Here is a 12,431-nt window from a genome sequence, read left to right on the forward strand (position 1 = left end):
CGAGCTTACCGCTTGCCCGCGCGTTCTTCCTCCAGCAGTCGCAGCACGCGGCGCTGGATCTTGCCTGTGGTCGTCATCGGCAACTGGTCGATAAACTCGATGGCCTTCGGATACTCGTAAGGGGCGAGCTGCCCGCGCACGTGCTGCTGCAACTCGGCGATCAACGCCGCGTCGCGTTCGGCCGAGCGCTCCACCGACGGCGTCAGCACGATAAACGCCTTTACGATCGCGCCACGTTCCGGGTCGGGCGAGGGCACCACCGCGCAGTTGGACACGGCCGGATGCTTGAGCAGGCAATTCTCGATCTCGCTCGGACCGATGCGATAGCCCGACGACTTGAACACGTCGTCCGCGCGGCCCTGATACCAGAGGTAACCATCGGCATCCATGCGGGCAAGATCACCCGTGCGGCACCAGCGCAGCCCGTCGCGTTCGACGTACTTGTTGAGCGTGGCCGCTTCGTTCTTCCAGTAACCAAGAAAGAACACCGGATCCGGATGCCCGTGAATGTCGGTCGTGCAGACCGCCACCTCGCCATCCACGCCCGGGGCACACGGTGCGCCGTCCTCGTCGATGACCGCCACGCGGTGGCCCGGATAGGGCCGTCCCATCGACCCCGGCCGCGCGGGCCAGCCCAGCCGTTCGCCATCATGCTGCGCGGTGCAGTTGCCGACGATGTAGTTCATCTCGGTCTGCCCGAACATCTCGTTGACGACGATGCCGAGTGCATCGCGGCACCAGCTGAACACGGTCTCGCCGACTGCCTCGCCCGCGCTCATGATCGCGCGCAGGCGCAGGTTGTAGCGCGCCGACGGTTCCGGGCACGCCTTCATCATCTGCTTGAGCGCGGTCGGGAACAGGAACGTGTTGGTGACGCGATAACGTTCGAGCAACTCGAACGCGCGCTCGGCGGTGAAGCGCCCCTGATAGCCCACGATCGGTTTGCCGAAGTAGAGCGCCGGCATCAGCGCATCCCATAGTCCGCCGGTCCAGGCCCAGTCGGCGGGGCTCCAGAACACGTCGTGGTCCTGCGGATACCAGTTCTGCGAACACACAAAGCCGGTCAGGTTGCCGATCAGCGCGCGATGCGGCAGCAGCGCGCCCTTGGGCGGTCCGGTGGTGCCACTCGTATAGATCAGCACCGCGGCATCATCGGCCTTGGTGATCTCGGCCGTGAAGGACGGCAACTGCGCCGCCAGCAGCGTGTCCCAGTCGAGATCGCCGCGACCCTGCGCGTCGCCCACGCCGATCACGGTGGCGAGCGTCGGGCATTCCGGGCGTGCCGCCAGCAGGTTGTCGATCGACGTCTCGTCCACGATGGCCACGCGCGTTTCGCTGTGATCGATGCGGTACGACAGGGCCTCCGGGCCGAACAGCATCGACAGCGGCATTGCCACCGCGCCAAGCTGGTAGACGGCCATGCCCGCGATCACGGTTTCGATGCGCTGCGGCATGACGATCGCCACGCGATCTCCACGACGCACGCCGAGATTGCGCAGCGCGCGCGAAAGCCGGTTGGCTTCGGCCTGCAGGTAGGCATAGGTGTGCGCGCCACGCCGGCCGTCCTCGTGCTCGGTGTACACGGCAATGCGCAGCATCGTGGCGCGATCGCGCGCCCAGCGGCCGAGGCACACCTCGGCCAGATTGAATTCGTCAGGCACGTTCCAGCGGAACGTATCGTGCAGCGCGGGATAGTCGTCGCGGCGGTCCGCGGGCAAGGCGGTCATCCGGGTGTCTCCGTTTGTCGTTCGCGTGTCATGCCCCGATTTGGCTATCTGGCAATGGCTTTGGCCTATCGCATTGGCCTATAATCGGCCGGGCAAAACGAACGATCGTTCTATTATTCTTGTCCCGACGCTTCCGCAGCGGTCGGGCATCGGGGAAACCCCGGGGAGCACCATGACCATCTCGGAAACATCGCGTTCGGAATTTATCACGCTGCGGGGCCTCCGCACCCATGTTCGGCACTGGGGCCGGGATGGCGCGCCAAAGTTATTCATGTTGCATGGGTGGATGGATGTCGCCGCATCGTTCCAGTTTCTCGTCGATGCGCTCTCGCACGAGTGGCATGTCATCGCGATGGATTGGCGCGGCTTTGGCGAAACCGACTGGTCCACCCGCTATCCGGGCACCGAGTCGTATTGGTTCGGCGACTATGTGGCGGACCTCGAGGCGCTGGTCGACCACTATCAGCCGGAAGGGCAGGTCGATTTGCTCGGCCACAGCATGGGCGCGAATCTGGTCTGCATCTACGCGGGCGTGCGGCCGCAGCGCGTGCGCCGCGTGGTGGATCTGGAAGGGTTCGGCATGACGCGCACCCATCCGGAGCAGGCGCCGGGACGGCTGGCCAAATGGCTCGATGAATTGCGCGAGCGGCCGCAACTTCGGACGTATGCCAGCGAGCGTGAAGTGGCCGAGCGCCTGCAGAAGACCAACCCGCGCCTGCGCGACGACCGCGCGGCGTTTCTGGCGGCGCATTGGTCGCGTCAGGACGCGGACGGACAGTGGGCGTTGTTGGCCGATCCTGCCCACAAGATGATCAATCCGCAGCTGTATCGCATCGACGAGATCATGGCGATCTGGGCGCAGGTGACTGCGCCGGTGCTGCACGTGGAAGGGCGCGATTCGCCCACGCTGGCGCGGCTTGCGCACAAGGAACCGATCCCGGAATTCCGCGAACGCTTCCGCGCGTTCCGTGACTTCCGCGAAGCGACCGTCGATGACGCCGGCCATATGATCCATCACGATCAGCCGGAGGAAGTGGCGCGGCTGACCGAGGCCTTCCTGTTGGCCTAGAGGTTGGGTTCAGGCGGGTTCAGGCGCGCAAGCTCACGCGTGCGTGAGCTTCTGCGCGAGCGCCGGGTTGTTGCTGGTGTGCATATGGACCAGCGCTTTGTTGGGATAGGCGTAGTGATAGGCGCGGCGCAATGCGAGCGCGGCCTCGTGGAAGCCCGAGAGGATAAGCTTCTGCTTGTTCGCGTAGTAGGCGATGTCGCCTGCCGCAAAGACGCCGCGGCGCGAACTCTCGTACGTCGTCGTGTCGGGGATGAAGATGCGGCCCGCGCGCATGTCCAGGTCCCACTGCGCGATCGGGCCCGGCTCCGACACCAGACCGTAGAGCGCGATCACGTCGTCGGCCGGGATCTCCTTGTCGCCGTCGCGCGATTTCACCTGTACGGCGGTCAGCGCGCCATCGGCGGTGGCAAGCCCGCCGAGCATGCCCATCACAAAATCCATCTCGCCGGCCTCGACCGCCGCGCGCATCGACGCCACCGTATGATCGGCCGCGCGAAAGCCCTCGCGACGGTGGAGCAGCGTCACGCGTGCCGCCACCTTGCGCAGCGCCAGCGCCCAGTCGAGCGCGGAGTCGCCGCCGCCGGCGACAAGGACTCGCTTGCCGGCAAAGCGCGACAGCTCGCGCACGGCGTAATGCACGTGCTTGCCTTCGAGCGCGACGGCTTCCGGCACCGAGACGCGCTGCGGCGCGAACGCGCCCGCGCCCGCGCACACGAGCACGGCCGCGGCATCGAATCGCTTGCCGCCATCGGTCGTGACCAGCAGACGCGGATGGCCATCGTCATTGGTGATGTCAGTCACGCTGTCGGCGCGCTGCCCAAAGTGCATCGGCGGCGCGAATGGCGCGCATTGTTCCAGCAGGCGATCGACCAGTTCCTGCGCATTGCAGCCCGGAATCGCGGGAATGTCATAAATCGGCTTTTCCGGATATAGCTCCGTGCATTGGCCGCCCGCGCGGTCGAGCACATCGATGATCTCGCACGTCAGCCCCAGCACGCCGGCCTGGAACGCGGCGAACAGGCCTACGGGGCCGGCGCCCACGATCAGCACATCGGTACGGACGGTTTCAGGAGCGGGAGAGGTGGACATGGCAGATATCGGAGGCGGCAACGACGGGAAAGGGCTGAGGCGTGATGACACCCATGGCACCCAGGGCACCCACGGCGGGCATCGCGGCCCCATCTGGCCGCCACTATACCGTGCCGCCCGTCCGCGCCGGCGCACGCCAGCACCGCTGGCAGGGCTATCGTCCGACCATCCCAGTTCAGAGGGGGGCGCGGAAAGTACACGGCCGGGAGTAGAATGACGCCATGCAAAACGCTCATTCGATCAACGCCGACCTGCACTGCCATTCCACCGTTTCCGACGGTACGCTCGCCCCCGCCGAGGTGGCGGCGCGCGCCAGCGCGGGCGGCGTGGCATTCTGGGCGCTGACCGATCACGATGAGCTGGGCGGCCAGGCCGAAGCCCGCGCCGCCGCCGAGGCCCATGGCATGCGCTATGTGCCCGGCGTGGAAATCTCGGTCACATGGGCCGGCCAGACCGTGCATATCGTCGGTCTGCAGATCGACGCCACCCATCCCGACCTGATCGACGGACTCGCGCGCACGCGCGACGGCCGCGCGCGCCGAGCCGCCGACATCAGCGATGCGCTGGGCCGCATCGGCATCGAGGGCGCCTATGCGGGCGCGCTGCGCCATGTGGGCAATCCCGATCTGATCTCGCGCACCCACTTCGCGCGCTGGCTCGTCGACGAAGGCTATTGCGACTCGATCAGCGAGGTGTTCGACAAGTACCTGTCCGAAGGGCGTCCCGGGTTTGTGGGCCATCGCTGGGCCGCGTTGTCCGACGCGGTGGGCTGGATCCTCAAGGCCGGCGGCATCGCCGTGATGGCGCATCCGGGCCGGTATCACTACACGGACACGCAGCACGATGCGCTGTTCGACGAGTTCGTGCAGCTCGGTGGCCGCGCGGTGGAAGTGGTAACCGGCAGCCACACGCCGGACCAGTTCAAGCGCTATGCCGAAGTGGCGCGTCATTACGACCTGCTGGCATCGCGTGGCTCCGACTTCCACGGCCCCGGCGAAGGGCGCGTGGAGATCGGCACGCTGCCACCGCTGCCGCCGTCGGTCACGCCGATCTGGCACAACTGGTAAGCAGTCGATGTCCCCGATTTTCCTATGTCCCAATACTTCGAGGTTCATCCCGACAACCCGCAGTCGCGGCTGATCAAGCAGGCCGCGCAGATCGTACGGCAGGGCGGGCTGATTGCGCTGCCGACCGATTCCAGCTACGCGCTGGCCTGCCAGCTCGACGACAAGGCCGCCGTCGAGCGGCTGCGTCGTTTGCGCGGCATCGACGACAAGCATCACCTGACGCTGATGTGCAGCGATCTGTCGGAGCTCGGCAACTTCGCGCGCGTGGACAACCGCCAGTATCGCTGGCTCAAGGGCGCCACCCCGGGCCCGTACGTGTTCATTCTGGAAGCCACGAAGGAAGTGCCGCGCCGGCTTTCGCATCCGGCGCGCAAGACCATCGGCGTGCGGGTGCCCGACCATGCGATTCCGCTGGCGCTGTTGGCCGAGCTGGGGCAGCCGCTGATCTCCGCGACGCTGCAGTTGCCCGGCGACGAGGTGCCGATGAACGATCCGGCCGAGATCCGCGCGCGGCTGGAGAAGCAGCTCGACCTGGTCATCTGCGGCGGCCCCGCGCCCGCGCAGCCGACCACCGTGATCGACCTGACCGGCGGCGAACCCGAACTGGTGCGCGCGGGACGCGGCGATCTCGCTTATTTCGGGCTCACCGCGGACGCCTGACATGCGCGCGCGGCGGCGCGCTGGGTACAATAGCCGCCATGGATTCCTCTCTCATCCAGACCTTCGCGGTCTACGCCCTGCCTGTCCTGTTCGCCATTACGCTGCACGAGGCTGCCCATGGCTACGTGTCGAAGCATTTTGGCGATAACACCGCCTACGTGCTGGGCCGCGTCAGCCTGAACCCGGTGCGCCATATCGATCCGATCGGGACCATCGCGGTACCGCTGCTGCTGTACTTCCTGACCAAGGGGCAGTTTGTCTTTGGCTATGCCAAGCCGGTGCCGGTGGTGTTCAGCCGCCTGCGCAACCCGCGCTGGCACGGCATGTGGGTGGCGCTGGCGGGGCCGGGCAGCAATCTGCTGCAGGCGTTCGTGTGGGCGCTGGTCGCCATCGGGCTGGCGTGGGCGCGCGTGCAGGAACCGTTCTTCGCCGAGATGGCGCGCGCGGGCGTGCTCGTCAACCTCGTGATGGCGGCCTTCAACCTGTTTCCGATTCCGCCGCTCGACGGTGGCCGGGTGCTGACGGCATTGCTGCCACAGCGCATCGCGCATGCGGTCAGCCGCATCGAGCCGTACGGCATCTTCGTGGTGCTGGCGCTGGTGGCGGCCGGCGTGATCACGCAGGTCTGGATGCGGCCCGTGATCAATCTGCTGGCCACGCTCGTGGAGCTGATGCTGCAACCGTTCCTGATGCTGCTGCAATGAGCGCGCAGCCCTCGTCGTGGGTCACGCGCTGGGCCCATCTGATTCGCCCCGGTGGCCGCGTGCTCGATCTCGCCTGCGGTAGCGGCCGCCACGCCGCGTGGCTGGCGGGGCAGGGCTTCGCGGTGCTCGCGGTCGATCGCGACGCCACAGCCGTGGCCGCGCTGCCGAGCCCGGTTCAGGGCTCGATAACGGGCCGCGTGGCGGATCTGGAGCAGGGCGCATGGCCTTTGGGCGATGTCGCGGCAATGGACGCACTGGTCGTCACCAACTACCTGCATCGGCCGCTGTGGCCGCATCTGCTGGCCACGCTCGCCCCCGGCGGCGTGCTGGTCTACGAGACCTTCGCGGCCGGTAACGAGACCGTTGGCAAGCCCTCCCGGCCCGATTTTCTGCTGCGCCCCGGTGAACTGCTGGACGTGGTCAAAGGGCAATTGCGGGTGATCGGCTACGAGGACGGTGTGCTTGCGGCGCGCTCCCAGGGCGGCTCGCCAGCTTTCGTGCAGCGGATTTGTGCGGTGCGGGAGGCGCCAGTGGCGGCCGATGCACCTCCGGTCCGCTACGGGTTGCCGGAGGCGCCAGCGCCCGCATAATTGTCGGGTCGGCGAGGGCGCCATTGTGGCGTTGCCGGGCGTGTCAGCGCGAACGACGCGCCACACGTTGCTTATTGAAACGTTTTTAGACGTTTTCCCTCATCCAGTGGGTGGTCGGAACCCCGAACGGTTCCGGTACAATCTCGTTTATTCGTATCCCGGATTTCCCGAACTTATGACTCAGATTACCGGCAGCATCGTGGCCATCGTGACCCCGATGCACGAGGATGGCAGCCTGGACTACCCGGCACTGCGCGCCCTGGTGGACTGGCACGTCGCCGAAGGCACCGACGGCATCGTGATCGTCGGCACCACTGGCGAGTCGCCGACCGTCAACGTTGACGAGCACTGCGAGCTGATTCGCGTGGCCGTCGAGCAGTCCAACAAGCGGATCCCGATCATCGCCGGTACTGGTGGCAATTCCACCAAAGAGGCCATCGAGTTGACCGCCTTCGCCAAGAAGGTCGGTGCCGATGCCTCGCTGCAAGTGGTGCCGTACTACAACAAGCCGACGCAGGAAGGTATCTATCGTCATTTCCGCACGATCGCGGAAGCGGTGGATCTGCCGGTGCTGCTGTATAACGTGCCCGGCCGTACGGTTGCGGACATGACCAACGACACCATCCTGCGCGCTGCGCAGGTGCCTGGCATCGTTGGCGTCAAGGAAGCCACCGGCAATATCGATCGTGCCGCGCAGTTGATCAAGGATGCGCCCGCGCATTTCGCGATCTACAGTGGTGACGATCCCACCGCGATCGCGCTGATGCTGCTGGGCGGCAAGGGCAACATCTCGGTGACGGCCAACGTGGCACCGCGCAAGATGCACGAGATGTGCGTGGCCGCGGTGAAGGGCGATGTCGTCACCGCGCGCCGACTGCACATGGAACTGATCGAGCTCAACAAGGCGATGTTCGTCGAGGCGAATCCGATCCCCGTGAAGTGGGCCCTGCAACAGATGGGCCGCATGAAGAGTGGCATCCGTCTGCCGCTGACGCCGCTCTCCGAGAACCAGCACGACTACGTGCGCCGCGCGCTGGCTGCCGCCGGCCTGCTCGGTTGATTTTCCTAACCGTGTCCGGCCCTGGCCGACCTGCCGATATCCCGTTGAATAGGATTGTGTGTCAATGAAACTGAAGCTTAACCGCCGTGGCGCGACGCAAGTCGGTCGCCGCGCCGCAGTGGTCGCGCCTGTGCTGGCCATGACCCTGATTACCGGCTGCAGCAGCATCAACGAGGCGATGCAGCCGGACAAGATCGACTACAAGTCCCAAGGCAAGAAGACCGCGTCGCTCGACGTGCCGCCCGATCTGACCAAGCTCGATGGCGACCGTCGCTACACGGTGCCCGATGCCGCCGGCACGTCCACGCTGTCGACGTACAACCAGGCCAACAAGGTTGCGCGCGAGCAGACCGGTACCGAGAACGTGCTGCCCAGCACGAGCGGCATCCGTATGGAGCGCGATGGCAACCAGCGCTGGCTCGTGATCAGCAACGGCATGCGTGGCGATCAGCTGTGGCAGTCGCTGCGCGGCTTCTGGCAGGAGAACGGCTTCCTGCTGGTGCAGGACTCGCCCGAGACCGGCATCATGGAAACGGACTGGGCCGAGAACCGCGCCAAGATCCCGCAGGATTTCATCCGCAACACGATTGGCAAGGTGTTCGACGGTCTGTACTCGACGTCCGAGCGCGACAAGTTCCGCACGCGCGTCGAGCGTTCGCAGAACGGTCAGCTGGAAGTTTTCATCAGCCACCGTGGCGCGCAGGAGCAACTGACCGGCGTGGAGAAGACCCAGACGGTGTGGACCCCGCGTCCGGCCGATCCGGATCTGGAAGCGGAATTCCTTTCGCGTCTGGCGCAACGCCTGGGCGTGCAGAAGGAAAAGGCCGACCTGATGGTCAAGAATCCGACGCCGGCGGGCAATGCTGCCGCGCAAGCCGCGCCGGTCGTCTCGCCCACGGCAACCGGTATCGGCGCCGTGGCGGCCACCGGTGCTGCCAGCGCGGACGGCGAGAAGTCGTTCCTGGCGCAGGTCAATGGCATGCCCGCGCTGCAACTGCCGGAGCCGTTCGATCGCGCCTGGCGTGCGGTGGGTCTGTCGCTGGACCGTGTGAACTTCACCGTCGAGGATCGTGACCGCGCGCAAGGCCTGTACTACGTGCGCTACGTCGATCCGCGCGCCGAGGCGGACAGCCGCGGCTTCTTCTCGCGCATCTTCTCGAAGGCCAACGACGGCAAGACCGCGAAGAAGTATCGCGTCGCGCTGAAGGGCAACGGCACCGGCACCACGGTAACCGTGCAGAACGATGCGGGGCAGCCGGAGAACACCGACATCGGCAAGCGTATCCTGGCCCTGCTGGACGAACAGCTGCATTGATGACGTTGGACGCCAACGTACACCCCACGGCGCCAGCCGTGGGGGTTGTTCCGCGAGCGCATCGATGATGCGCTTTGCTTTTTTGGGAAGCGGCAGCGAAGGCAATTCGCTGCTGATCGAGTCGTTCGACGGCACGAGCACGACGCGCGTGCTGCTCGACTGCGGCTTTGGCATCCGTGAGACCGCCCGTCGGCTCGAGCGATTGGGCGTCACGCCCGACCAGCTCGACGCTCTGCTTGTGACGCACGAGCATGGCGATCATATCGGCTCCGCCTACTCATTCGCCGCCAAGCATCGGTTACCTGTGCACACGAGTCATGGCACATGGATGGCTACCTCGCATCTACGCGGCGCGGATGTCGCCGATGTGCGCGTGTGCTGTGCCGATCGCGGCTTCGACATCAAGGGTTTGCAGGTGCTGCCGTACACGGTGCCCCATGACGCGCGTGAGCCGTTGCAGTTCGTGCTGTCCGATGGGGATGCGCGGCTTGGCGTGCTGACCGATGCGGGCATGGAGACGCCCTACGTGACGGCAAAGTTGGCCGGGGTGGATGCGCTCGTGCTCGAGTGCAATCACGATCGCGAGATGCTGCGCAATTCCGCGTATCCGTATTCGCTCAAGCGTCGCATTGGCGGAGATTTCGGTCACCTTGCCAACGAGGTGGCAGCTGACATTCTGCGGCGCGTTGCGCATGCGGGACTGCGTCGCGTCGTCGCCGCGCATTTAAGCAAGCAGAACAACACGCCGCTACTCGCCGCAGGTGCGTTGGCGGAGGTGTTGAATGTCGCGCTGGAAGAGATTCTGATTGCGGACCAGGAGCAAGGGCTCGACTGGCAGCCAGTACGTGATTGAAGCGGGTGTGGGTAACAAAAAAGCCGGCGTTAAGCCGGCTTTTTTGTTCGGAACGAACCGATTTACTGCTTAGCTGCGGGAGCCGATGCGTCAGCAGCAGGTGCCGAAGCGTCAGCAGCCGGAGCCGAAGCGTCAGCGGCCGGTGCCATAGCAGCGGGAGCCGAAGCGTCAGCTGCGGGAGCAGCAGCAGCCGGAGCAGCAGTTTCAGCGGCCGGAGCGGCAGCTTCTTCCTTCTTGCCGCAAGCGGCGAGAGCAACAGCGGCCAGCAGGGAAGCGATCAGGAGAGACTTCTTCATTGTTCGTCCTTTAACTTTTATAAACTCAAAAACAGGCGATGAATAATTACCGGTAATTATCGCTCTTCAACTGCAAAATCTTCTTACGCAGCTGCCAGAAGCAAAAGCTAGGGCTGTTCGCAAACGGCATATCTGCAGATATGCAGTCGTACACAGGCCAGCCAGCGGGCGATTATATCCGCGTTTTCCCGGCTTGTGTACTGGCGAAATTTATCAGTTCGCTTTGTTACGCATTATTACACCGCGTCTGGCAATAGCTGCAGCCAACCTTCCATTGTCCAGTCATGAAAGGTTTCCAGCAGGTCCGGTAACGGCGCACACGCAGTCACCTCTTCTGGTGTCAGGCAGCGGTTGTCGGCAAGCCGACGTAGCCATTTGGCCAACGCGGCCGGCGGCTCGTACGCTTCTCCATTGATGAAGAAGTGCGTCTTGTCGTAGAGCGCTATCGATGCAGGAGCAAGGACCACGCCATGCGTTTGCGCGAGCTTCTCGTACTTGCGCGCGGTCAACTCCGCGACCTCCGCGAACTCGACACCAGGCTTCGGTTCCGACAGATGCGTGCCGAGGAATTCGGACACCATGCCCGGTGTCCAGCGCATCGCGGTAAGGCGCTCCGCCACCGCGCGCGTGAGGTTGGCCGGCAGTTGCGCGGGATGGATGGTGGCCCCTTCGCCGGCATCCGCATAGCGGCCCGAGAGGTCCTCGTTGTCTTCCACCGTTTCGGATAGCCACGCGAGGAAGTGACCCGCGAGTTCGCGGAATGCCGGCGCGCGAAAACCGATCGACGCCGTCATGCATTCGCCCTCGGCCACACCGTCGTGCGCGTACTGCGGCGGCAGATAAAGCATGTCGCCTGGCTCGAGCACCCATTCCTCTTCCGCGGTGAATTGCGAAAGGATCTTGAGCGGAAGATTCGGGACCAGATCCAGCTTGGTCTGCGACGAGATGCGCCAGCGGCGCCGGCCCGAGACTTGCAGCAGGAATACGTCGTACGAATCGAAGTGCGGACCGACGCCACCACCGTCGGTGGCGTAGCTGATCATGACGTCGTCGAGGCGTGCGTCGGGAATAAAGCGAAACTGGCTCATCAGCTCCGCGGCGGCGGTGTTGTGGAGGTTCACACCCTGGACCAGCAGCGACCACTGCCGCGTCTTGCGCGAGGGCAGGTTCTCTTCCGCGAACGGACCGTTGTCGAGCTTCCAGCGGTTGCGAAAGTACGACACCATGCGCGACTCGACGTCATCGCGATCGGCCAGCGAAAAAAGCGCTTCGCGCGACACCGGCGGCACGATTCCCGGCACGGCCTGTCGAATCAGTAGCGGTTTGCGGTGCCAGACGTCGCGCATGAAAGTTGCGGGCGTCAAGCCGCCGAGAAGCGTGAGCGGCGCATCGGGATCAATGGGGCCCGCAGGCAATGCCTGCGCGTATAATGCGGAATCGCTCATGGAGTCAAGAATTGAAAATCGCTAAGAACACGGTGGTGTCCGTGGGGTACAAGCTCTCGGACGGGCAGGGCAATCTGATCGAAGAGTCGGATGAGCCGATGGTCTACCTGCACGGCGGCTATGATGGCACGTTCCCCAAGATCGAGGAAGCGCTCGACGGCCACGAAGCAGGTTTCGAAACGGAACTGCAGCTCGAGCCCGAGGATGCGTTCGGTGACTATGATGCGGAGCTCGTGAAGGTGGAGGCGCGCGATCGTTTTCCCGAGCCGCTCGAAGTCGGCATGCAGTTCGAAGGCGTGCCTGAGGACGGCGATGAGGACGACTCCATCATCTACACGGTGACCGATGTCGCCGAAGACAAGATCGTGCTCGACGGCAACCATCCGCTGGCCGGCATGGCACTGCGCTTCTCGCTCAAGGTGTCTGACGTCCGCGAGGCAACCGCCGACGAAATCGAACATGGTCATGCGCATGGCGCGTCGGGCGTTGAAGTCGTCGATGAAGACGAAGACGACGACAACGGCCGTCACACGCTGCACTGAGATCCACTCGGATC

13 protein-coding genes are annotated in these 12,431 nt (G+C 64.9%); 9 read left to right on the forward strand and 4 right to left on the reverse strand.

Annotated features, from left to right (window positions below; genetic code table 11):
- Positions 1-5: 5 nt before the first annotated feature.
- On the reverse strand, positions 6-1,727 hold the full coding sequence (locus tag LDO41_RS18620) for an acyl-CoA synthetase (protein ID WP_223990881.1): 1,722 nt from the start codon (positions 1,725-1,727) through the stop codon (positions 6-8).
- 172 nt (positions 1,728-1,899) lie between these two features.
- Here LDO41_RS18620 and LDO41_RS18625 point away from each other — a divergent pair, with 172 nt between their 5' ends.
- Positions 1,900-2,796 (forward strand): alpha/beta fold hydrolase, encoded by an 897-nt coding sequence (locus LDO41_RS18625; protein ID WP_223990884.1) that lies wholly within the window; start codon positions 1,900-1,902, stop codon positions 2,794-2,796.
- 33 nt (positions 2,797-2,829) lie between these two features.
- On the opposite strand, the gene LDO41_RS18630 is transcribed toward LDO41_RS18625, so the two are convergent.
- Complete coding sequence (locus tag LDO41_RS18630) at positions 2,830-3,885, reverse strand: NAD(P)/FAD-dependent oxidoreductase (RefSeq protein ID WP_223990886.1); 1,056 nt, start codon at positions 3,883-3,885, stop codon at positions 2,830-2,832.
- Positions 3,886-4,106: 221 nt separating this feature from the next.
- Between LDO41_RS18630 and LDO41_RS18635 the strand changes: the two genes are divergently transcribed.
- The 7 genes from LDO41_RS18635 (at position 4,107) to LDO41_RS18665 (ending at position 10,134) form a co-directional block, all read left to right on the forward strand.
- Positions 4,107-4,952, forward strand: coding sequence for a 3',5'-nucleoside bisphosphate phosphatase (locus tag LDO41_RS18635; protein ID WP_223990888.1), 846 nt, complete (start codon positions 4,107-4,109; stop codon positions 4,950-4,952).
- Between the two features lie 24 nt (positions 4,953-4,976).
- Positions 4,977-5,612, forward strand: a complete 636-nt coding sequence (locus LDO41_RS18640) for an L-threonylcarbamoyladenylate synthase (protein WP_223990890.1) — start codon at positions 4,977-4,979, stop codon at positions 5,610-5,612.
- Positions 5,613-5,650: 38 nt separating this feature from the next.
- The gene (locus tag LDO41_RS18645) at positions 5,651-6,316 is read left to right on the forward strand and encodes a site-2 protease family protein (protein WP_223990892.1); all 666 of its coding nucleotides are present in this window, start codon (positions 5,651-5,653) and stop codon (positions 6,314-6,316) included.
- Entirely contained in the window at positions 6,313-6,906 is a 594-nt protein-coding gene (locus tag LDO41_RS18650; protein ID WP_223990894.1) for a class I SAM-dependent methyltransferase, read from the forward strand. Before LDO41_RS18645 ends, LDO41_RS18650 begins: the two co-directional genes overlap by 4 nt.
- A 175-nt stretch (positions 6,907-7,081) precedes the next feature.
- Positions 7,082-7,966, forward strand: coding sequence for a 4-hydroxy-tetrahydrodipicolinate synthase (dapA, locus tag LDO41_RS18655; RefSeq protein ID WP_223990896.1), 885 nt, complete (start codon positions 7,082-7,084; stop codon positions 7,964-7,966).
- Between the two features lie 64 nt (positions 7,967-8,030).
- Positions 8,031-9,281 carry an outer membrane protein assembly factor BamC gene (gene bamC / locus LDO41_RS18660; protein ID WP_223990898.1) on the forward strand — a complete coding sequence of 417 codons (1,251 nt, stop codon included), beginning with the start codon at positions 8,031-8,033 and terminating at the stop codon, positions 9,279-9,281.
- A gap of 64 nt (positions 9,282-9,345) precedes the next feature.
- The gene (locus tag LDO41_RS18665) at positions 9,346-10,134 is read left to right on the forward strand and encodes an MBL fold metallo-hydrolase (RefSeq protein WP_223990900.1); all 789 of its coding nucleotides are present in this window, start codon (positions 9,346-9,348) and stop codon (positions 10,132-10,134) included.
- A gap of 62 nt (positions 10,135-10,196) precedes the next feature.
- Here LDO41_RS18665 and LDO41_RS18670 read toward each other — a convergent pair whose 3' ends face one another.
- Both LDO41_RS18670 and LDO41_RS18675 read right to left on the reverse strand, forming a co-directional pair.
- Complete coding sequence (locus LDO41_RS18670; protein WP_223990902.1) at positions 10,197-10,430, reverse strand: hypothetical protein; 234 nt, start codon at positions 10,428-10,430, stop codon at positions 10,197-10,199.
- Positions 10,431-10,666: 236 nt separating this feature from the next.
- Entirely contained in the window at positions 10,667-11,875 is a 1,209-nt protein-coding gene (locus tag LDO41_RS18675) for a cupin domain-containing protein (protein WP_223990904.1), read from the reverse strand.
- Positions 11,876-11,886: 11 nt separating this feature from the next.
- On the opposite strand from LDO41_RS18675, the gene LDO41_RS18680 reads away from it, so the two are divergent.
- Complete coding sequence (locus LDO41_RS18680) at positions 11,887-12,417, forward strand: FKBP-type peptidyl-prolyl cis-trans isomerase (RefSeq protein WP_223990907.1); 531 nt, start codon at positions 11,887-11,889, stop codon at positions 12,415-12,417.
- The last annotated feature ends 14 nt before the right edge of the window (positions 12,418-12,431 follow it).

Source organism: Cupriavidus pampae, assembly GCF_914271485.1.
Classification (GTDB): domain Bacteria; phylum Pseudomonadota; class Gammaproteobacteria; order Burkholderiales; family Burkholderiaceae; genus Cupriavidus; species Cupriavidus pampae.